We start from the raw sequence: 20,669 nt of genomic DNA, 5'->3' as shown, positions 1-20,669 counted from the left end.
TGTGACCCCGTCAGCTATCCCGAACCAAACTCACCGAGGCCTGATTGCTCGTGTTCTAGCGGTTCAATGACTTGCGGATCGTCGTTGCCGGGATTGTTGACTCGCGTCGAGATTTCGTAGGCGCCCAGGTCGTCCTTCGGATACGGCTGGCACAGTTCCTTGCGAGTAGCCGGGTCTGCGGTGAGCCAGTCGGATTCTGCGTCCTGCGGGAGGACGACAGGCATCCGGTCGTGGATTGAGTTCATCAAGTCGTTCGGCTCCGTCGTGAGAATCGTGACGCACGAGATTGTCTCGTCGTCGCCTTCCCAGACATCCCAGAGGCCAGCCATCGCGAAGGCAGGGTCGTCTTCTCGGGTAATCCGGTAGGGCTGTTTCGACCCGCCGTTCGGCGATTTCCACTCGTAGAACCCTGACGAGAGAACCAGACAGGGGCGGGATTCCCACGCCCCCTTGAACGCGCTCTTCTCGTCGGCAGTCTCGGAGCGAGCGTTAATGATGCCCTCCTCGGGCTCGTCCGCCCAGAACGGGATCAATCCCCAGTGGTAGGCGTCGATCTCGTCGGAAGCTTCGTTCGTGATGATGTAGAGGTCCTCGCCAGGTGCGATGTTGTATCGGGGTCTATAGCCCCCATCCGTGACAACCTCCGCGTTGAAGCGGGCCTCAAGGTCGGTCTGGTCGATGAAGAGCGAGTTCCGGCCACACATACACTCTGGTTCGACCGGGGAATTATTCAACGTATCTGGATGTCCGAAAGCCCTGACTCGTTCGATTAGAGCTCGGTCGGTGGCAGAAGATCACAGAGAACAGCTGCTTGATCAAGAAGTGCGTCGAAGAGTCGTTCCGTCGGCCGATACAGCGCATGGTGTTCATCGACGGTATAGGACGTTTGCTCGTCATCGTTATGTGAGAGAAATCCACTTTCGAGAAGTGGGGCGAGGGTAGTATCGAGTGCAGCACCAGACCGCCCAGTTTCGACTTCGAATGTGCGTCGAGAGAACTCAGGAAGGCACCGCGTACAACAGCTTAGGACGTGAGCACGTCGGTCGCCGAATAACTCGTTGAGGGCAGTACGATGGGTTCGAGTCCAATACTCGTCGAGCTTGACGTATCGACGGACGATAGGAGACATATCGTTGAGCGAGCCATCGGCATGAACGATCCCGAGATCGTTGAGCGCGTGTTGGTCCTGAGTGTCCAAAGACTCCCCAAGTGGGTGGAGAACGGTTTGGAGAGCATCGTGAAACCGCGAGGTGAGGAATTCTCCCGCAACAACGTGAGAGTTCCCGATGTTTCGAGTCGGGTGGATTGCTTCGTGATGATTCGGATCGCGGTGATTGACGTAGGTTCGTGGATAGCTCATTGAGCACCTCTTACAACGTGGTGTCAAGCATTAACATTCCGAGCGAGAGAATCGGAGTCTCTACGGCCGTGTTTTATTAACCAACATTCCGATGCAAGGGGTGGAACTGTTGGTTAATATTAGGTGGCTCTCGATTCTGGAACCGTTCTCGGAAACAGTCTCTAAACAGAGGATTCCCGAGACTTTACCCTGATTGGGTACGCCCCGTTCGCGTTCCCTGAAACGCGGAAGCGACACGCCGCGGCTTATCGGGATTGTGGGCATCCACACGAGTATGCCCGACCAATCGACAGTTCCATCGAACCGTCTCGTGGTGAACCAGCCGACTCGGAGCGCCGACCGCAATCAGTCCCTCGCGGGCCAAGCCGACTCACCAACAGACGATATGCTGCTACCGTCGCTCGAGGACGGTATCACGCTACTCGACGTGGAGGGCGGCCCTGGGGTTCCGATTCTGCAGTCACTCGTGCTCGACCATCTCCTCCTACACAACGGACCCTCATTCTGGGTCGATGCAAACGGCCACGCGACGACGACCACGCTCTCGCAAATCGCCCCGAGCCAGCGGTTGCTCGATAGGATTCACGTCGCACGGGGCTTCACCGCCTACCAGCACTACGGCGCCGTCCGCGATCTCTCAACAGCAGTGAACAAGACATTCCAGAAGTCCACCGCCGATGTCGGGACACGCGGCCGGCGGTCACCAAGTGATGACGAGGACGCATCCCACCACACACCCGCCCTTATCGTCGCACCGGCCGTCGACGCCCAGTATCGCGCTGACGATAGCCTCGGCGAGACCCACGCGAAAACCTTGCAGGCTCGAATACTCGCCCGGTTGGCAACCTACGCCGACGGATACGACATCCCTGTGCTCATTACCCGGATCCGAGACGACGACTTCACGACATCGGTCGCGACAGCCGCTGACCACCACATTGAGTGCAAGCAGACCCGGATGGGGCCGCGGATCGTCGGCGAGGACTTCGAGACGCTCGTCTATCCCGTCAACGACGGTGCGTACTACCAGACGACGTTCGCGTACTGGAGGCAACTGCTCGCGGCACGCGCTTCGCAGGTGGGCGTGGAACCGTCGACGCCGACGCCGTCGACGCCGACTCCGGAGAGCGTCGGGACGGGTGTCACCGCTGACGGTGAGACTGTGGCGACGACCACGAATCCCCTGCTCGATGCGTGGGCGGCGACCGGCACAGGAGGCCGGTAGCGATGGGGCGTACGAACCCGACGTACCGAGATGCACTGCGGGCCATCGAGGAGCGCTGGTCGGACTTTCGACGGGCACTGCGGCGACGCGACCAACCGCGGTTTGACCGGCTGTTCGAGTACGCTCGCGAACACGCCGACGCTAGCGGGCTGTTGAACCACCAGAATCCGCTATTACCGGCACTGTTCAGCATCCATCTGGAACAAGAAACCCGTCTCGACGACCACGAAGAACGTCTCAATGAACTCGAAGCCGCGGTCGCAGCAAACGATGACCAGAAGGCTGCTCCACCAGACTCGAACTCGTGACGATGCCGTTCAGTATCGACTTCTTCGACGATGGGCGCGTCCTCGAGTGGGAGACGACAGCTGACGGCGCCGTCGCGACCGAACGCGATGACTACAACCCACGCTTCTACGTCGCCCCTCGTGACCCTGACGCCGACACCGATCTCACGACACTCCAGTCGGTGTACGACCCGCATCCGAACGTCGTCGCGACCGAGACGGTTGCACGACGGCCCAGCTTTCGACGGGACGAGGAGACAGTCCTCGCGGTCGACGTTACGCACATCGACCGCGTCACCCCGCTCGCCGGGCAAGCGCGCCAGTTGTCGGAGTATCCAGTCGGTGATCTCGCCTGTTTCAACGTCGACTTCTCACGGGAATTTCGGTATTGCCTGGAGGAAGACGTCGATCCGACGCCGGCGACTGAGTTGTCGACACTCCGACTCAGCGTCCCGCTGACCGAAACGAGCAACGACAGCTATGGAGAGCTGTCCGTCGCCGGCGACACCGTCACTGGTTCGCCGGCAGACATTCTGTCGGCTGTAGTGACTGCAGTTGAAGTACACAACCCGGACGTCTTGGTCTGTTCGACAAGTGAGATTGTTCCGACGCTCTACGAGATGGCGACGGACGCCGGCGTTGACGACTTCTCGTTGAGTCGGTGGCCGGGCGTTGATTATCAGCAGCTCGCGAGGTGGTCGACGTACTCGAGCTACGGCCGGGTTGGGCACTCTCCGGCACGGTACAACGTGCCCGGCCGTGCGATTATCGACGAGTCGAACACGTTCTTCTACGGGGAGACAAACCTCGACGGCGTCCTCGACCTCGTGTCGCGCTCGAAGAAGCCCGTCCAGGAACTCGCGTGGGCGTCAATCGGGAACGTCCTCACGGCGATCCAGATATGTGAGGCACACGACCGCGGCGTTCTTGTGCCGTGGAACTCCTGGCGCCACGAGTTCTATAAATCGATGGGAACGCTCCACGATGCCGACCGTGGCGGCTTCATCTTCGCCCCCGAGGTCGGTCTCCACGAGAACGTCCACGAACTCGATTTCTCGAGTCTCTATCCGAATATCATCTGTACGCGGAACGTCTCACCGGACGTCATCCGGTGTGACTGCCACGACCGCGACGATGTCCCCGGCCTTGGATACTCGATCTGCGACGAGCGCGGTTATCTCGTCGACGTCCTCCAGCCGATTATCGATGCCCGCGACGAGATTAAGGCGAACATCCGTCACGAGGAAAATCGAGACGACCCCGACGAGGACCGATTGGCGGAACTCGAAGGACGGTCGGGTGCGCTGAAGTGGATTCTCGTCGCCTGCTTTGGCTATCAAGGGTTCAGCAACGCGAAGTTCGGCCGTATCGAGTGCCACGAGGCGATCAACGCGTTTGCTCGCGAGATTTTGCTGACGGCGAAACAGCGTCTGGAGGCCGGTGGCTGGCGCGTTGTCCACGGTATCGTCGACTCCATCTGGGTGACGCCAAATCCCGACGTCGACGATGATGGCCGCGAGGACCTCGAGACGCTCGCGACGGAGATTTCTGATGCAGTCGAGATTCGGCTCGAACACGAGGCACACTACGACTGGGTCGCGTTCGTCCCGCAGCGTGAGAGCGACGCCGGCGCGTTGACGAAGTATTTCGGCAAAGAAGCGGACAGTGAGGAGTTCAAGATCAGAGGCATCGAAGCCCGACAACGCTCGACCCCGCCGTTCATCGAGGATCTCCAGCGGGCTTGTCTCGACCGACTCGATACCACACGGTCACCGGACGCGGTACTCGGACGTCTCGAACGAGCAATCACCGAGTTGCGGTCGGGGACCGTCGCAGTGAAGCGGCTCGTCGAGCGAAATCGAGTCTCTAAGCCGCTAGAGGGGTACACACAGAACACCCTGAACGTGGCAGCGCTGAAACGAGCTCGCGATCAGAACCTTGCAGTCCACCCGGGCCAGGATATCGAGTACGTGGTCGTCGACAACGAGAAATCCTCGCGAGACCGGGTGGCCCTCGCCCATGAAGATATCAACACCTACGACGCCTCCTACTACGAGGTTCAGCTCGTCAGAGCGGCCGAGAGTATACTGTCTCCGCTCGGTTGGGATCGGACCGACATTCGACGAGAACTCGATGGATCTCGTGTGATTGGCATCACGAACTGGAGCTGACCACACCCCTATTTCGCGTTGTGAAGGGGATAGGGACGTGGCCAGACACCCCTATTTCGTGTTGTAACACACCCCTTTTTCGAGTTGTAAATATAGGGAATTCGCGGCTGCCAGACCATCTAAGCCGGTTTCTTGTTTTGAAGTCGTTGGCTCAAAGTGTCGAGTAGAAACAAAGGGGTATGAGAATCAGCGGAAGGGTTGAATCGCTAACCTGCTCGAAGGACCACCCCCCTATTTCGAGTTGTAAGCGAAGAGGACACCCACAAGAACAGCGGACATGGTGGTGGACACCCCTATTTCGAGTTGTAACGCGACATTCGGCATGACTATCGAAGGGTATTGTCCGATGACCCCCCTATTTCGAGTTGTAAACACCGGAGGGTGGGGGAGAGTTCGCAATCGCGCATCAGTTCAGGAACGAGTTCATCTGCGACTTGGCGACCGATCGCATCATCTCCTCTTCGCGCTCTAACTCTGAGAAGCGGTCATCCTCCAGTATTCGTTCCATAATTGACTCGGGGTCCTCGGCGAGATCAAAGTGCATGTGGATACCTTTGCCCCTCCCACGACCACGTCGGTCAAACTCGAGGATACCGTAGGTCGCCTGCTCAGTGACGTGATTGACGAAGGTTTCTCGTCCATAGGAGTCCGTATCGAGGACGTCACAGACGTACTGATAGAGACTGTAGGAAGGGCCAGCGGGGATCCAGTCGACACTCACATTTGAATAATAGTCCGTTGCAGCCACGGCGAAAATACAGAGCTTCTTTTGAGTCGATAGCCCGCCGATGTGTCGCAATTTGCGATCGGAGTCGTATCGTTCCTGAGCAGTCCGGACGTGGGTTTCCAATACCCGTTCATCCCCCTGTTTATCGGCTAATTCACCGGACCACCGAAGCAGGTCGATAGCTTTCCGTGCATCACCATGGGTTTGCGAGCCGAACGCAGCCACGAGCGGAACGACGTCACTCGCGAGAGCTTCTTGTTTGAATGCGTCTTCGCGGTTTCGGAGGATATGTCGGAGCTGGGTCGCATCGTAATCCTCGAAGAAAATCTCGTCAGGATTGAACGAGCTATTTGCGCGGCTGTTGAGATCAGACATGAAATCGACGTAGTTCGTAATCGCAGTCACAGAGACGGGGCCATCAAAGCGACCGAGATCGCGAGCTCGCGACAACTGGTAGAGAAGCGAATTGTATTCTGGTTCAGAGTATGGACCATCGAGCATGTCGATTTCGTCGAGAACGAAGATGACGCCATCGTAGTGCTCGCGCATGATTTCCCAGAGGCGCTCGAGTTTCTGGTCTGTCGAGACACCACTCTCAGGAACACCAGGTTCCTCCTCGATATTCATCGTCGCTTCCTGGATCAGACGATAGACAGCGCGACTGGTGGTGCCGGGTCCCTCGCAGTTTATCGAAAACACACCGAACCGCATTCCCTGAGCCTCGCTCAGCTCGACGATTTTCTTACAGACTGCGTGGATAATCAGCGACTTCCCGGTTCCAGACGGTCCGGTCAACAACATATCCGGAATCCCCTGACCCTGGAGTGCGGGCTTTAGATTCGTGATGACGGTCTTCAGCTGGTCATCGCGACCAACGATTCGATCTTCGTCGATGATGGTGTCGGGGCGAACCAGATCCTTGTTCTCGAAGACAGTTTCGACAGATTCGGATTGGAGTTCATCCATGATCGAGATGCCGCTCCCCGAGTCATCGAACGTAGATTGACTGGTGTCGGACCCGTCAGAATTGCTCCCCCCATCTCTCGGAACTTCGTCTATAGAACCAGACTGTTCCGTCTGAATATCTATATCCGGCGGTCCATCACCCATGTCTCCATCCTCTGTAGGCCTAGTATAAATAATTGAAGGCCACCGATTTCGATTTGTAAACGCGAAGATTCAACCGATGGAGTGACTGAGTCGGCTATCTCTTCTTTTCCAGGCTCGAACCGCTGTCGACGGAGCGGCACACCCCTATTTCGAGTTGTAACGTCTTGTCAAAGATAGAATAGAATATAGAGACACACCCCTTTTTCGAGTTGTAACGGATTGGGAGCCTCTAACACAGTTTTGAGAATTATACGATGGACGATTGTATCAAATGGTGAGAATATGAAGAACGAGTTCCACACGAGCCTTGAGGACAGGATCACAGGGCAAACCACGGACAGTACTCGGTGGAGACCAGGAGCGTCCTCGAGGAATCAACCCACACCCCCACCCCTTTTTCGAGTTGTAACAGAACGAGGGGGGGTGGGGGGCCACTGCCGCGTTGCGGCTCGAACAGGCTGTATTCTACGATTCCAGCGGTTACAAACACTGTATCGCCCATTTTCAAAAGTGTACTACAATAAAGCAAAACTTTATGTAGTACGGTAGCATACCACAACCGCACTAGACAATACCTACGAACGAAACGTAAGCTTGCTTACGTATCCGTGAGTGATGAGGGGATCGTGGTTAACCTCTGAGAACCGCACTCTGACGACCTCTCCCGTTCGTCCTTGGTGTTCTCGTCGTGTTCGACAGCTTCTCTCCCCGTGTCATCGCTGTCCGTTACAACTCGAAAAAGGGGTGGGGGTGTCCGACCTTGATCGACATCACTTCCGACAACCTTCCCACTCTGGTTCGAGTTTTCTGCCCTGCTGAGGTTTATAAGCGATTACGCGGCTAGACCGCTCGCCGATGACCGCCCCTACTCCAACCGACCCGTTCGACACCGATTCGCCATCCACCACACCCCTATACTCCCCCGTCACCGCCACGAACATCTACCACGCCGTGACCGACCTCGGATACCCTCCCGAGTACGTCACCACCGTCGCTCGAGCTCTCGATGAGTTTCAACTCGCTATCTCCGCCGCCAACGACGGCCACTTCCTCTTCGACCAGCTCGTGCCGCAAGCCGAACGCTTCGAGGTCCTCGATGTCGACCGCGTCACTGGGCACAACCGACTCGGCGACCTGCTGTTCTTCAGCGGCCCCTACGCGAACACCATCCTCACCGACGCTATCGGCATCGCTATGCCCGAGTTCGAGGGCCCCGCCACGGGACACCCCTACCCAATGTCGCCCTCATCGTTTGGCGTCGACGACGACTACTCGCAGCGAGCCCACGAGAACGTCACCGATGACGACCCCGACGGAGCCGGGGATAGGAACGAGAACGAGAACAGACGCCCAAGATATGGGTTCGTCGATACCGACATCGACGAAGTCCTCGATATCGACTTCACAATCTCCTCGCTCGACGAAGACCAACTCCTTCCCGGGATACACTCGCAAGTAATGCGCGCCGAGATACAACAGATTGCAGAACTCGCGTTCGCCTACTACCGGATGGAACCGGGACTGATGAACGAACTCGACCCCGTCGTCGGCTGTACCTTCGCCGTCCGGTCAGCACCCCACGACGACATCGTGATGGCAGAACCCGGCCCACGAACTGTGCCACTCCCTGGCGGCACACGCGTCGCCTGACATAGCGAGAACCAGTTCACGACTCAGTCGAGAATCCTGAATTGGATTCTGTGGTGTCTTCCTACGCGAATCTCGAGGCGAGACTATACACGAGTCCGGCACCGCCGGCGACTATCGCGATGACGCCTGGGACGAAAAAGCGAATATTCGGTGCACACGTCCCCGTGGGGGGATTCGGTCCCACGCCGCCGAGGAGACAGACCGTGAACTGATACGAATACCAGACGAGCACCGCGCCCACGAACAGGACTACGACGCTCAGACCCAGGACGCCCAGCTTCCTATCGGACATCGCGGTCATCGTCTCGGTCATCGCAGCACCCACCGGAGGCCTCGTAGGAAGGCTCGGCCGGCCGTTCGAAGGACGCGCAGCCCGTTGAACCCACCCACTCCGTAGCCACTCCCCGTCGGGTGACCGTGAATCCCGTCATGGCAGTACTGGCAGACCGTCACCAAATTCCCGAGATGATGCCAGCCACCGTCACGAAGCGACTGCCGGTGATGAGCGTGCAACACGACTCCACCATCACCGGCGTGGGGACCACTCCGTCGCCCACACTGCTGGCAGGTATAATTATCGCGCTCATAGACCGCCTTCCGCCGAGCATCCCAGTCCGGCGGGTACTTCCCGTCGTGAGCTCGCGGGTCATCAAACCGACCGTTGATTCCGGAACGCCGTCCGAACATGACTAATCGGATTCGCTGTCGACGCCGGATGGGTCACCGAGTTGCTTCCCCAGCTCCTCCGGTGACAGCGACTCGTTCTCGAGATCCGCAGCGTCGTCGACGTCGTCGCCCGAAGATTCAGCCGAGTCCTCAGACTCGACTTCAAGCAGACGCCTCTCGAACGCCTCTTCGTCGAGGCTCGTCCCGCTCACCGCGTCGTGACCGCTCATATTGAGGAGGTCCTGGAGGGCGAACGCCGCGACGTGCGCGAACGACGACCCATCGTGGCCGTACTGTTCGCGAGCAAGTGCTGCTACTTTCGGAGATGTCTCCCGCGCAGAGTGAACGCGCTCGAGCGTCCGCGCCGCTGTTTCGTACACCCACGCGTTCCGCGTCTCCAGGTCGATCACGCCGACGTCTTCGGGAACAACCGAGACGTTCACCGACCCGTCGTCAGTCTTGTAGGTCCGTGGCTTGCCGACGATCGTGACGAACTCCGGCGCCTGAACCTTTTTGAGTTGCTTGAGCGCGTCTGTCTGATACTCGCCAGCGTACACCCAGAACGTCCCGGTCGGGTCGACGACGCGAGCGCGGAGGTACTCTGCGCTCTCTCCGACGTCCTCGATATCCGTGACCGTCCCCGCGATACAGATGCGGTTGGCCCGCTCGCCCGTCGGGAGCGCAACGTAGACCGGGGCGCGCTCATCTTGTGAGGTTCTGAACGTGTAGGTCGCCGTGTTCAGCTCTGCGGCGAAGACGCGCTTGGCGACTTCGCGAGTCGGTACGTCCGTCTGCTGGGGGGTGGTGTCTGCTGCTGCCATTGGTCTTAGTTCCCTCTTGCCGCGACCGGCGCGTCATAGGTCTGCGGGAGATCCTCGATGTTCTCGGCCGTCAGGCCCGGCCCATCATAGCCGTACTCAGAAAGCAGGTCATCAACCGCATCGTGGTAGCCCTGAGCGAACGCCCGGTTCGGTGTCTCTGAAACTTCGCCGACGAGCAGATACCGACCGAGGATCGGCCCTTCGACCGAGTAGCGACGCCCGATGAGTAGATCAGTGAGTCGGCGTTCGACCACGCTGATGTCGAGCGCGTCCGACGCCAGCTGCATCGCCTCCTCCAGATCGATACCGGTCACGACTTCTGTCATTCCGGCCGTGAACAGACACTCTTGGACGGATTCCCCGTCGTCGAGGACGCCCTTGATTCGGAGGTCGAACTCACCTTCGTTCGAACCGTGTTCGCTGCACTCCCCCTGCTGAATCACGCGCGTACACTCCGGGTCTGTGCACCGCTTGATGAGCCCCGATTGACTCTGCATCGCGACGAAGACGCCATCATAGACCGTCGTCATCGTTCCGACCGAACTGATTGTCTCCGGACTGTCAGCGGCGTGTTCGATGATTTCGCTACGCGAGTTGATCTTGAGCGAGTAGTTCCCGTCGTATTCGTCGACGACGACGTCTTTGAACGTGTACGTCGTGCCTTCCTCGAGGACAGGCGGGTTCGACTTGGCCCACGCGACGAACTTGAGCCGGCCAGATTCGTCACCGATGAGGCCGACTTGGTGGATCGAGTCTTCGCGAGGGTCCCAGAGCTCGACGATCTTCGCTCGCACCGTCACCCACGCGCCGTCAGCCGTACACTCGGCGAGCGGAAGCGGTTCCTCGGTCGTTCCCTGGTCGCCGCCTCGGAGTGAGGCCCAGAACGCTTCCGTATCCACATCCGCCTCTTTGAGGACGTGGTTACGGACGCTGTCGAAGGCCGCGTTTCTCGGCACTCGATACGTGTTCACGTAGCAGTCGAACAGTGTCTCGAGAGCGTCGACGTCGTAGTCATCTGCTTGGTCGTCCGAGAGGTGGGGGGCCACCTGCTCGTGGAGTAGTTGGGCGTCTTCACGGAGGGTGTTCATGTCCACTCAACTATACGCTCTATCTCGGTATAAACCGAGACAGCGAAATCGGGCGTAATCGGGCGATTTTCGTCGCTATTCCCCACAATCCCGCATATCTCCACCGAGCGTCACGAGCCACGAATGCGGACACACCCCCTCTATCGAAGTGAAGTCGATGACGAAATCGAATCATCGCGATACGTGGCCTCGTTGCCAGCCACGCCGGAGTACCGTACTGCCACCGACCGTTGCACAGCGGTTGGTGGGGGAGTATGCGAACCGAGGGACCCCCGACGTCGCGAACAGAGCCGCCGGGCGGGGAACAGCGAGCCAATGATTCCTACGCAACAGAGTGAAGTCAGTAGCCGGTTCAGTTGTTGCGTAGGACTAAACCCCCTGGCCGCCCTCGCGCTGCTCCGCCACAGAAATCCCGTCACCGCCATTGCGGGTCCCCGGCCTCGTGAGAGAGCGTCTTCCCTACTGGTAGCCGCGAGCAGGGCCGTCGGGTCCGGAATCCCCCTCATCATCCGCTCGCACGCCCGCTTTCGCTTCCGGCGAGTCGGTAGTCTCAGTATCCGACCCGTCGTCGGCGTCTGGGAGTTCGCCCGTCTCGTTCGCTGCTGCTAACTCTACCGACAGCTCCTCGAGAGCATCCTCTGAGGGGAAGTCCTCGCGGGTGACCGCGCTTGCGTCCCGGTATGCCGCACTCCGGCGAGCCTGACCGACGAGATTGGCGAGATCAGCGCCAGTCAACCCGCCTGTGTGACGGGCCAGCGCCGCGAACTCATCGCCCGACACTCTCGAGGGTATGTCCTTGAGATGAGTCATGAGTATCGCGTGGCGGGCCTCTTCGTCGGGGAGGCCAACCTCGAAGTGTGCCGTCAGGCGGCCTGGTCGGAGAATCGCCCGGTCGATATCTCCCGGTCGGTTCGTCGCCGAGACCACAATCGCCTCGCGGTCATCCCGCGTGAGTTGCGCAAGGAACTCACTCGTGACCTTCCGGTCTTCGGCGTGGGCACTCTTGGCGGTGTGTTCGCGAGCGCCGAAGAGATGTTCCGCCTCGTCGAGGAAGATGATACACTGCCCGATCCCGTCGGCCTCGCTGAACAGCGTCTTGACCTGGTCGCTGCTTTCGTTGACCCACATACTCGTTACGTCCGCCGGCGACAGCTCCACGAACGGGATGTTTAGTTCTCCGGCGAGCGCTCTTGCGAACATCGTCTTCCCTGTCCCCGGAGGCCCATACAGGAGGATGCCGCGCTCCGGTTCGATACCGAATCGTGAGTAGCGATCATCTCCTCGCTGAGCCGCTCGGAGTGGCTTGAGCACGTCTTCGCGGAGGGCGTCCTTCAGGTCGTAGTAGCCGCCGATATTGTCGAACGATGTCTCTGAATATCGCCAGTCATAGCGGTACTCCTCCAGCGGAATTCGTTCTGTAGGAGACGAATCCCCGAGCTGGAATTGTTCTCGAAGGTCTTGTGGGACTTCGTCAATCGAGACGCGCTTCGGCGGATTCGGCGTGTGGGACGAGGGAGAGGTGTTCGAGGACGGACTGCCCGTGCTGTTCGGGTCCGGCGTCTCAGAGGTCGGTCCCCCTGCGAAGCCGATTGGGTCATACTCTGGCTCGTCGTCCTCAGCAATCTCCTGTTGGAGGATCCCTACAACGTACACGCCGATGAAGAGGCCAACCGGGATAGCGAGCAGGAACGGTGCAGACAGGAGATTCGAGAGCTCTCTCCCCCCGTTGGTCCCCGGGAGGAGCATATTCAGGAATGCGAGTCCGATCACCATTAGGATGAATACTACACCGCCAGCTCCAATCGGCGGGATGAGCGGCTTCCCGAGGAAGAAGAGGACACCCACGATAGGAACCGTGAGGAGTCCGTACATCGCGATTCCCGCTGCTCCGTGCCACGCTGGAGTGAACAAAGCCGGATACGCGAGCAATCCCCAGCCGGAGACGAGAAGTGCGACAGTGGCCGCTTCGAGTGCGCGCTCGCGACGACCGCCGTCGGGGGTCGGTAAGCGGGGGCGGACGTAGACGTATGCAAGGTCGAGGATGATGATTGCCACAGTTCCAGTGGCGAGGTCCCCGTAATATGGTGGTGACATGGTTTGTTGTTGGTGATGTCGATGGGTGAGTGGCTATGCGTCGCCCGAAGGCGGGTTCGGAGGTGATGCGATTTTGTATGGTGTAAATCGACGAGAGGGCCGACTGCGATCACGCGAGATGAATCCACGGTCCGTCTGTGGCCCTCGCAGCATCGCGTGACGGTCCCTCTGAATCACACACCTCTTAGCCCCATGCCCGTATTTAAATCTCCGCGAGAGCGAAGACAAAGCGGCTCAGAGCCCTCTCGACTCTGTGCTGAGTCTAGACCTCCGGCCCGTTTCCATCGTCGGGCTTGGGTGGCTTGCTCTGGCCGCCCACTGCTTTCCCGAACTCCGAGCCATTCGAGCCGATCATCGGCCCACCAGCCCGGCGGCCCGCGGAATACGCGAGATAGGAGTTGCCACCAACCCCGCCGATCATCGCGGCCGCGCCAGTCTTCGCCGTGAACGTCCCTGCTTTCCTCCCGGTTCTCACGCCCTTCTTGCCGGTCTCCACACGGCGGTTCCGTGCAGCATTCGTTGCGATGTTGCTCTCTGCGGTCGTGATGCGCTCGCTGGCATCCTGCTGGTCGGCCTTTGCCGCCCGGAACTTCTGCGAGAGGTTGACCGAGCGACTCGCTCCATCCGTCCCCATATACGTTATCTTCCGGTCGAGGGTATCGGGGTCGGTCTTGAACTCCGGCTTCTGGTTCTCCATCGGCTCGGCGTCGAGGAAACCCTGTTTCTTGGCCTCGGCCATGTCCATTTCCTCGTTCGCCATCGCGTTCTGGATGAACTTCGCCTGCGACGACGCGGTTTTGTGGTCGGTTTGCGCCTCAGACAACGAGGCCTGTGCCGAGTCCAACTTCCCCGACGTCCCGTAGTGGCCGATACGCTTGGTCGCCTGCTGGTGTGCGCTCTGCTTGACGCTGCTGACAGCGCCTTTCGCCCGCGCTGTCATGCGACTCGAGAGGCCGGACCCGCCGGCCCCGACGTTCGCACTGCCGGCACTCCCCGCGGTCGCTCCCGACCCCGAGGCCGCCGCGCTCGAACCGCCCGCCGCGCTACCGCCCGATGCACCGCCTGATGCGCCACCGGAGGCCGCACCACCGGACCCACCAGCAGCCGCACCACCGGCCGCGCCAGCGACGGCGCCGCCGACAGCGGCCGTGACAGCCATCGTCGCGACTGCTGCCGCCTCACCAACCCCGATGGGCTGGCCCGCCCACGAGATGAGCTTCCAGATCGCCACGATGAGCACAACTGGGAAGAGCAGCATCAACGCGAGTTCGGCGAAGATCAGGCCGGTTTCGCCAGCGACATTCTGAATCATCGCCCCGGCGCTATCGGAACTCCCGCCCGTGGCCTGGAGGATACCACCGTGTTCGATCACCTGGAAAGCCAACACGATGATGGCGATGATCGGGCCGGCTAACAGCGCAAAGACGCCCATCCGCATGAACGTCGCTCCGACGCTCCCCACCGACTTGAATGGACCACGGCCCACGAACCAGACGACCGCGAAAAACGGCGTCCCGATGTAGGCCATCCAAATCATGAACCAGCGCAGTAGCAGGAAGAACAACGCCAGTAGGAGCGACAGCACCGCGAGAATCGCGGCGACTATCGAGACGATGAACTTCAGCGTCCACGTGGCGAACGTCGTGGGTGCGCCGACGAGACCGTTACCGTACCCATAGTTCGCTACTCCCGGGTCGGGGTCGAGGTTCAGAATCGCCATCGTGACGGCATTCGTCGCGTCGATCGCGAATCCCCAGGCAGGCTGGGAAATCCCGATGAACAACAGCACCATCACCGTCCGGACCACGAGGTCCATCAACCCGGACTCGCGGTCCTCACTGAACGGCCACGCGATGAGCGCCAACGCGATCATTATCGGGAGCAAGACGAGCGAAATCTCGAATATCCCAGTCCACGCTCCGTTCGCCGCCGTCGAACCGTGTGGGTTCGGGACCTTCAGGAGACCCTTGAGGAGCTCGTCAGTGAGCGCCGACGACATCTCTGACGCTGCCGTATTGAGCGTATCAATAAGCCATCCCCAGATTGCCTCTGCGACCGAATCGGGGCCGAGAATCTGGAGCGGCACTACCGACCCCACCGCGAGCTGCGGAACCATCAGGACCAGTAGCGTGGGGTCCATCAGCGCTCACCAGACGCTGGGACGTCCGCCACAGCCCCATCGACGGAGTCCGATCCCGGCGACGGCTCTGCTGCGGCCCGGTCTTGTGCGAACTCACCAGAGAGTTGCATATCCAACTCGCGGTTCGTGATGTCCGGCATATCAGTCAGGTCCAGCTCGGACTCGACCGGTCCGGCATCTTCGGGGCGGCGCGTTCCCTCGCGCTCCTCGATGTACGTCCACGGGTCGAGGTTGTTGTCGATCATGTAGTGCTCAAAGTCACCAGAGTGAACCTCGAGCCGGCGACGACCGTGTTTCGTCGTCGACAACAGACAGCCAGAGTACCCGGATTCCTGCCCTCGCGGGGCTGACTGTAGGTACTTCACTTCAGCCGGCGAGAGGTCGAAGTACTCCTTCGTCGCGTCCGAGACCGACTGCGCATAGAACAGCATCTTGATGTCACAGTTCTCGTAAATCTCGCGGCGCTCTTCCGTCCGCAGGAACTCGTGTGCGGTCTGACTCATCAGCGTCAGCCCGGCATCGTAGTGCCTGGCGTGGCGGATGAAGAGGTTGATGAGATCCCGCGTCGACTCCCGACCCAACAGATAGTGGGCCTCGTCGAACGTCACGTCGAAGCGATTCGGCGACCGCTTGGCCTCGAGGTACGCCCACTGCAACATCGCGTGGAGGATGAGCGGCATCTCGCCCGTGTCCGCGAAGGAACTCATGTCCATCACGACCAGCCGCGAGTTCAACTCGAGGTTCGTCGTCCCGTTCAGGTTGTAGTTGATACCGCCTGGCTTGAACGACTCAAATTTGGGTTCCAGGGACTTCGCGACCTCCTGGTGCTTTTCCGAGGGCGTGAACACCGCCATCGGGACCGAAATCCCGGCGTCCGTGATTGGCTCGCCCTCCTCAGAGAGCACGCCCATCTCACAGAAGTGCTCGAACTCGGCCTCGTCGACGAGGCCCTCCTCGAGCGCCGCCTCATAGCCACCGTGAGTGATGACCTCGACGCCCCGGATGAGATCGTCGATGATAGGCGACTCGTTCGCGTACGTCTCGTATTCACCGAGGACAATCCCCTTCGAGAGATACGCGTAGTGGACCGCCTGGATCAGCATTCCCTCTTCCGCAGCGGGGAGGCCGCCCCGGTCTTCGTAGTGCGTGTTCAGCATCTCCACGACCGAGCGAACCGTCAGCGGGTAGGTATCCTCGGCCGCACCGAGGTCGCCCGACGGCGGTTCGATATCCATCGGGTTCACCTTCTGTGCGCCGCCGAAGCGAATGACTTCCCCGCCCAGCTTCTCCGCGAAGAACGGATAGTCGTCACCCGCTGGGTCGAACAGCACACACTGGACCGTCGGGTCCGCCAGCAAGCGTCGGTAAATCTCGAGCTTCCGGGCGTAGGACTTCCCCGACCCCGTCTTCCCCGAGATGACCATTCCGTACCCGGAGTGTGCATAGCGGTCGATGATGACCGGCCGACTCGTGTCGTCGAACCCCATCATGATGCCGTCCGCGTCGTAAATCGGCGGCTCGACGAGGTTGAACAGCGTCGCCAGCGCTTCCAACTGAATCGGGTGGACGTTCTTGATAGTGTCCGTCGCGAGCGGGACAATTGTCCCGTTACCCTCGATTTGCTGGTGGCGAAGGACGGTCGTCTCGACATCCTGTTCGGCGAGGATGGTGTCGACGCGCTCGCGCATCTCGTCGAGTTCCTCGTGGGAATCCGCGATCAACTCCATGTAGATTGCGATGTCGTACACCTTCGTCGTCCCCCGAACCACGTCCTGAAGGATGCGCAGGAGGTCTTCGCGTTCGAGTTCGTCTTGGTGAGTGTCTGTCCGGCCCTTGCGACTCTTGAGCGCCAGCGACGTCGTCGTTTGCGTGTAGCGTCGCTGGAGTTGTTGGCGAGTCTTCGCGGGGTTACGCGGCGTGATGTGGAACGACAGTCGAAGGTCGACGTCCGCAATCGTCAGCGGGACGAGCCAGCCGAGATTGACCTTCCGGGGGAAGCCCGTGACGGTCATAATCTGCGTCACCTTCTCGTTGCGAATCTGGAACTCGGGGTAGCGCTCCATCGCACGGGGCGCGACGAGCTTCTTGTCGAGTTTCCCGCGCTCTTCGAGGGATTCGATGGCTGAGACCAACGGGAGTTCTTCGGCCTGTAACTGGTAGGCCGCCCACTCGATGTTCTTCCGAGTTGCGTCCCGGTCGAGCAGATTCAAATACTCGAGTGCGAGTTGCGTCTCCTCGCCCGTGAGGTCGTCAATCGGGATCCGTTCAGTCTCGTCATCCTCGGTATTGTCTCGCCCGAGGAGTCTGTGTAGGGGATTCATTGGTCTGCCTCGTTTCGCTCGACCGTCGTGTCCACTTCCGCGTCCGTGTCCGTGTCCGCGTCCGCCGCCGTGAGCGGGTCGTCAGCAACCGCGTCGCCGTTCGTTTCGTCAGTGTCTACCTCTGTACAGCCGCCGTCGGTGCGAGGGTCAAGCTCCATCTCGCCGTCGACGCCACCGACAGGCAGCGTGGTGAGATTCGAGAGGTCCACCTTCTGCCGGGACCGAACTGCGAGGGCGACACAGAGCAGTAACGCGGCCAGTCCAGCCGCGTACACTTCGACCGTGAGCGTCGTCACAGCCGCATTCGAGTCCCACTCATAGGGGTACGCCTCGAGGAACAGGCTGATCGCATAGCCGACCACGCCGAGGCCGACCAGCGAGAGCGCCTTCGTCTTTCGTCCCGAGGGGAAGAGCACGACGAGGCTCAACAGGAAGGCCGGAAGGCTCACCGCGCCAGTCGCGAACGAAGCCGTTCGAGCCAGCCAGTAGATGTCTGACCCGCGTTGGGGAACTTCCATCGACCACACGAATCCCCCCAGCGCCACGGCGCCGAGGAGGAAACTCAGTAGGCCGACGAAGACTCCAGCGTAGATGGCTCGCGGGACGACCGGGCGGGGACCGTGGCCAACCGGCCCGATATTCCGTGCGTACCAGCGAAGGATACGCGAGCTCGCCACCCGTTCGACGAACTCGGGGTGGGCATAGCCACCATCACCGACGGCCGCGAGTGGGTCGGCATCCGACTCAATCTCAATCTCGGGGTACTTCTCGGAGATACGGTCGAACTTGAAGTCGCCATCCTCGTTCGCTTCCGCCTGGGCCGCCGCCTCGACATCGTAGGCCGCGTCAGCAACATCCTGGGCGCGGTCGTCCGGACGCGTGTAGTTGCCCTGCGTGAACGAAATCGGTGGCTTCTGCCCGTGATAGACCTCATAGAGGACTTCCAAGACAGACGCTCGCGTGTCGAGCAGTTCCGTTTTCACCTGCGTTTGCGGGAGTTTCGAGGCCACACGCTGGGCGCGGGCTTTCACTTCTTCGAGACACGCGGCTTCCGTCTCGCTGTCCGTCTCGACATCGTTCCCACCCGGCAGGAACCCACGAAGTTGGGCCATGACGCCATCGTCGGCCTCTCCATCCTTCGCGACCGAGACCGCGACGTAGAAATCGCGGTCAGGAATCTCCGCGACGTCGACGACGTTCCGCAGCCACTCAGCGTGATACTGTCGCCCGTAATCCATCAGCGGCGACTCGTCGAGCGCGTCCTCTTCGTCAGCCCCGTCCTCGCTCGTCCCGATGAGCGGGCGGTCGACGTTCTCGAAACGTCCCAAGTAGGGCTCAGGATCGTACGCAGTCGTCACCGAGAGGATCTGCGTCGGGAACTGTAGCCCGCGAAGGAACGTCATGAACGACAAGTAGAGGCTCTCCCGGCGTTCCTCTGAGAGGATGAGCCACTCGCGGGGCTGGACCCGCATGAGCATCGCGTACGTCGTTGGCGTTTCTACGACACCGCCGTCACGGACATTCTTGAAGTCTATGAGGTCCAGCGTCGAACCGGCCTCTTCGTATTCAGTCATTGTAGGTCTCTCCGAGCGTTGTCGTCGCAGCGGGCCACTCCGAAGCGGGCCCAGCATCCGAATCCGAATCCGTATTCACCGTCAATTCTCTGTCCACAGTATCCGAGCGGAAACTCTCGTTCCCGCCCTCGTTCTCACTCACACTCTCACTCTCGGTCGCCGCCGGGTCTGGCCGCTCCGTGATCCAGCCCTCGAAGGGCTCACGCGAGGCGATATCGTGGTCACCAGCCTCGGGAGGCTTCCAGAGGTACTCTGTCCGCCCTCGGAAGTGGCGAGCCATTGCTGCTGCATACCGAATCGGGCGTTGCCCCTCCGGCGTCCGTGTGTAGATAACGATTCCAGCGATGCCCCCGAGAATCACGAACGGCGTCGTGACCAGGAGCGGTAATCCAATCGCGTAGAGGATGATTGGGACGATGAGCGGCGGACCCAACGACTCAGCCAACTTCCGGGCCGAGACGCCGAACACTTTCGAGGAAAGCAAATGCGACGCCATCGGGACGTCCTTGCTCATCCAACCACCTCGTCGGTCTCTGCCGACGCGTCCCTTTCAACATCGGCGTCACTCGCAACGCCGGCGACGCCGCCCGCGCGAAGGTGCTCTGGTGTCTGGAACTCTTCCGGCCAGTAACGTTCGGCGGCGAGCAACCGCTGCTCGGCCTTTAACAGCATCCCACGCCAGGTGAGTCCGTACTTTACACGAACGGAGTCGAGCCATTCGTACTCCTCCTGGGACGTGATTCTGATCCGGGTACTCCCCGCCATCAGTAGTCACCGTCGTAATCGTACAGATAGTCGTCATAGACCTCCCACTCCTCGAGTTCGTCCTCGGGGTGATCGGCCTCTCGCCCTTCGTGACGAAGCACATCTCGCACGTCCGCATGTGCATCGAGATGGAGTACCTCGCCGTCTTCGAGGGCACGGGTTTCCTGTACGTCCCACTGTTTGTACGCCCGCGCTCGGTCGGCATCAACACGCGACGGCTGTGCCTTCACGCCCGCTACTTCGGGAGTAGGGTCGCTCTCGATGTCGCCCTCACGCTGTCGTTGCGTGTCGGCGTCCGTTTCATCATCGAACGCAGAGAGTGGGATCTCTGCCGTCGATCGGATGCGCTGTCGCTCACGAATCTGCTCTCGCAACTCCTCGGTCAGCTCCGACCGGCTCGGGGCCGCGCCGTCCCCGGTCGGGTTGGGGAGAGTTGTCGCGAGTGCTGGGTGGAGCTCTGTGAGCGCCTTAAGCAAATCTACACTTTCTGCGTGTTTAGCCCCCTCGAGCAGGACGCCGCGCCACACCATCCCGTGTCGGTCACGGAGATCGCGTAGGCGGTCGGCCTCCTGTTGAGAGTGCCAATCAACTTGGATTTCAGGCATAGGAGGGTGTTCCCGTTGTTTGGATTGTGGACAGAGTCCCGGATGGCGCTCTCCGGAGCGTCGCG

The 20,669-nt window shown here is 60.3% G+C and carries 17 protein-coding genes; 4 read left to right on the top strand and 13 right to left on the bottom strand.

Features of this window, described 5'->3' with window-relative positions; translation table 11 throughout:
* Positions 1-14: 14 nt before the first annotated feature.
* The gene (locus ACSG06_RS17420; RefSeq protein WP_440991561.1) at positions 15-704 is read right to left on the bottom strand and encodes an SOS response-associated peptidase; all 690 of its coding nucleotides are present in this window, start codon (positions 702-704) and stop codon (positions 15-17) included.
* Between the two features lie 930 nt (positions 705-1,634).
* On the opposite strand from ACSG06_RS17420, the gene ACSG06_RS17415 reads away from it, so the two are divergent.
* Genes ACSG06_RS17415 through ACSG06_RS17405 form a run of 3 tightly spaced genes read left to right on the top strand, consistent with a single transcriptional unit; the run spans position 1,635 to position 5,043 of the window.
* Positions 1,635-2,585 (top strand): hypothetical protein, encoded by a 951-nt coding sequence (locus ACSG06_RS17415; RefSeq protein ID WP_440991560.1) that lies wholly within the window; start codon positions 1,635-1,637, stop codon positions 2,583-2,585.
* A 2-nt stretch (positions 2,586-2,587) separates the two neighbouring features.
* Positions 2,588-2,893, top strand: a complete 306-nt coding sequence (locus ACSG06_RS17410; protein WP_440991559.1) for a DUF8156 family protein — start codon at positions 2,588-2,590, stop codon at positions 2,891-2,893.
* 2 nt (positions 2,894-2,895) lie between these two features.
* Positions 2,896-5,043 (top strand): type B DNA-directed DNA polymerase, encoded by a 2,148-nt coding sequence (locus ACSG06_RS17405; protein ID WP_440992102.1) that lies wholly within the window; start codon positions 2,896-2,898, stop codon positions 5,041-5,043.
* A 406-nt stretch (positions 5,044-5,449) separates the two neighbouring features.
* Here the strand turns inward: ACSG06_RS17405 and ACSG06_RS17400 are convergent, their stop codons facing one another.
* Positions 5,450-6,880 carry a Cdc6/Cdc18 family protein gene (locus ACSG06_RS17400; RefSeq protein ID WP_440991558.1) on the bottom strand — a complete coding sequence of 477 codons (1,431 nt, stop codon included), beginning with the start codon at positions 6,878-6,880 and terminating at the stop codon, positions 5,450-5,452.
* 855 nt (positions 6,881-7,735) lie between these two features.
* Here ACSG06_RS17400 and ACSG06_RS17395 point away from each other — a divergent pair.
* A complete protein-coding gene (locus tag ACSG06_RS17395; RefSeq protein ID WP_440991557.1) occupies positions 7,736-8,530 on the top strand; it encodes a hypothetical protein in 795 nt (264 codons plus the stop codon).
* A gap of 61 nt (positions 8,531-8,591) precedes the next feature.
* Here the strand turns inward: ACSG06_RS17395 and ACSG06_RS17390 are convergent, their stop codons facing one another.
* The 11 genes from ACSG06_RS17390 to ACSG06_RS17340 form a co-directional block, all read right to left on the bottom strand.
* The gene (locus ACSG06_RS17390) at positions 8,592-8,843 is read right to left on the bottom strand and encodes a hypothetical protein (protein WP_440991556.1); all 252 of its coding nucleotides are present in this window, start codon (positions 8,841-8,843) and stop codon (positions 8,592-8,594) included.
* Positions 8,840-9,217 carry an HNH endonuclease gene (locus ACSG06_RS17385; protein WP_440991555.1) on the bottom strand — a complete coding sequence of 126 codons (378 nt, stop codon included), beginning with the start codon at positions 9,215-9,217 and terminating at the stop codon, positions 8,840-8,842. Before ACSG06_RS17385 ends, ACSG06_RS17390 begins: the two co-directional genes overlap by 4 nt.
* A gap of 2 nt (positions 9,218-9,219) precedes the next feature.
* Positions 9,220-10,017, bottom strand: a complete 798-nt coding sequence (locus ACSG06_RS17380) for an RPA family protein (RefSeq protein ID WP_440991554.1) — start codon at positions 10,015-10,017, stop codon at positions 9,220-9,222.
* A 5-nt stretch (positions 10,018-10,022) separates the two neighbouring features.
* Positions 10,023-11,105, bottom strand: coding sequence for a replication factor A (locus tag ACSG06_RS17375; protein WP_440991553.1), 1,083 nt, complete (start codon positions 11,103-11,105; stop codon positions 10,023-10,025).
* Positions 11,106-11,564: 459 nt separating this feature from the next.
* Positions 11,565-13,160 carry an ATP-binding protein gene (locus tag ACSG06_RS17370; protein ID WP_440991552.1) on the bottom strand — a complete coding sequence of 532 codons (1,596 nt, stop codon included), beginning with the start codon at positions 13,158-13,160 and terminating at the stop codon, positions 11,565-11,567.
* A gap of 301 nt (positions 13,161-13,461) precedes the next feature.
* Complete coding sequence (locus ACSG06_RS17365; protein ID WP_440991551.1) at positions 13,462-15,339, bottom strand: hypothetical protein; 1,878 nt, start codon at positions 15,337-15,339, stop codon at positions 13,462-13,464.
* Positions 15,339-17,660 carry a VirB4 family type IV secretion system protein gene (locus ACSG06_RS17360; RefSeq protein WP_440991550.1) on the bottom strand — a complete coding sequence of 774 codons (2,322 nt, stop codon included), beginning with the start codon at positions 17,658-17,660 and terminating at the stop codon, positions 15,339-15,341. The genes ACSG06_RS17365 and ACSG06_RS17360 overlap by 1 nt, the downstream gene beginning before the upstream one ends.
* Positions 17,657-19,234, bottom strand: a complete 1,578-nt coding sequence (locus ACSG06_RS17355; protein ID WP_440991549.1) for a cell division protein CdpA domain-containing protein — start codon at positions 19,232-19,234, stop codon at positions 17,657-17,659. Before ACSG06_RS17355 ends, ACSG06_RS17360 begins: the two co-directional genes overlap by 4 nt.
* Complete coding sequence (locus ACSG06_RS17350; protein ID WP_440991548.1) at positions 19,227-19,748, bottom strand: hypothetical protein; 522 nt, start codon at positions 19,746-19,748, stop codon at positions 19,227-19,229. Before ACSG06_RS17350 ends, ACSG06_RS17355 begins: the two co-directional genes overlap by 8 nt.
* Complete coding sequence (locus ACSG06_RS17345) at positions 19,745-19,999, bottom strand: hypothetical protein (RefSeq protein ID WP_440991547.1); 255 nt, start codon at positions 19,997-19,999, stop codon at positions 19,745-19,747. The genes ACSG06_RS17350 and ACSG06_RS17345 overlap by 4 nt, the downstream gene beginning before the upstream one ends.
* A complete protein-coding gene (locus ACSG06_RS17340) occupies positions 19,999-20,604 on the bottom strand; it encodes a hypothetical protein (protein ID WP_440991546.1) in 606 nt (201 codons plus the stop codon). Before ACSG06_RS17340 ends, ACSG06_RS17345 begins: the two co-directional genes overlap by 1 nt.
* Positions 20,605-20,669 lie beyond the last annotated feature (65 nt).

Source organism: Haloarchaeobius baliensis (genome assembly GCF_052060055.1).
In the GTDB taxonomy this organism is placed as follows: Archaea; Halobacteriota; Halobacteria; order Halobacteriales; family Natrialbaceae; genus Haloarchaeobius; species Haloarchaeobius baliensis.
This window is presented reverse-complemented; position numbering and strand designations above follow the sequence as displayed.

Coding starts and splice junctions, on each gene's coding strand:
- ACSG06_RS17410 (WP_440991559.1), top strand. CDS start 2,588: ATGGGGCGTACGAACCCGACGTACCGAGATGCACTGCGGGCCATCGAG.
- ACSG06_RS17375 (WP_440991553.1), bottom strand. CDS start 11,105: ATGAACACCCTCCGTGAAGACGCCCAACTACTCCACGAGCAGGTGGCC.
- ACSG06_RS17365 (WP_440991551.1), bottom strand. CDS start 15,339: ATGGACCCCACGCTACTGGTCCTGATGGTTCCGCAGCTCGCGGTGGGG.
- ACSG06_RS17390 (WP_440991556.1), bottom strand. CDS start 8,843: ATGACCGAGACGATGACCGCGATGTCCGATAGGAAGCTGGGCGTCCTG.
- ACSG06_RS17400 (WP_440991558.1), bottom strand. CDS start 6,880: ATGGGTGATGGACCGCCGGATATAGATATTCAGACGGAACAGTCTGGT.
- ACSG06_RS17405 (WP_440992102.1), top strand. CDS start 2,896: ATGCCGTTCAGTATCGACTTCTTCGACGATGGGCGCGTCCTCGAGTGG.
- ACSG06_RS17380 (WP_440991554.1), bottom strand. CDS start 10,017: ATGGCAGCAGCAGACACCACCCCCCAGCAGACGGACGTACCGACTCGC.
- ACSG06_RS17350 (WP_440991548.1), bottom strand. CDS start 19,748: ATGAGCAAGGACGTCCCGATGGCGTCGCATTTGCTTTCCTCGAAAGTG.
- ACSG06_RS17395 (WP_440991557.1), top strand. CDS start 7,736: ATGACCGCCCCTACTCCAACCGACCCGTTCGACACCGATTCGCCATCC.
- ACSG06_RS17340 (WP_440991546.1), bottom strand. CDS start 20,604: ATGCCTGAAATCCAAGTTGATTGGCACTCTCAACAGGAGGCCGACCGC.
- ACSG06_RS17345 (WP_440991547.1), bottom strand. CDS start 19,999: ATGGCGGGGAGTACCCGGATCAGAATCACGTCCCAGGAGGAGTACGAA.
- ACSG06_RS17420 (WP_440991561.1), bottom strand. CDS start 704: ATGTGTGGCCGGAACTCGCTCTTCATCGACCAGACCGACCTTGAGGCC.
- ACSG06_RS17355 (WP_440991549.1), bottom strand. CDS start 19,234: ATGACTGAATACGAAGAGGCCGGTTCGACGCTGGACCTCATAGACTTC.
- ACSG06_RS17360 (WP_440991550.1), bottom strand. CDS start 17,660: ATGAATCCCCTACACAGACTCCTCGGGCGAGACAATACCGAGGATGAC.
- ACSG06_RS17385 (WP_440991555.1), bottom strand. CDS start 9,217: ATGTTCGGACGGCGTTCCGGAATCAACGGTCGGTTTGATGACCCGCGA.
- ACSG06_RS17415 (WP_440991560.1), top strand. CDS start 1,635: ATGCCCGACCAATCGACAGTTCCATCGAACCGTCTCGTGGTGAACCAG.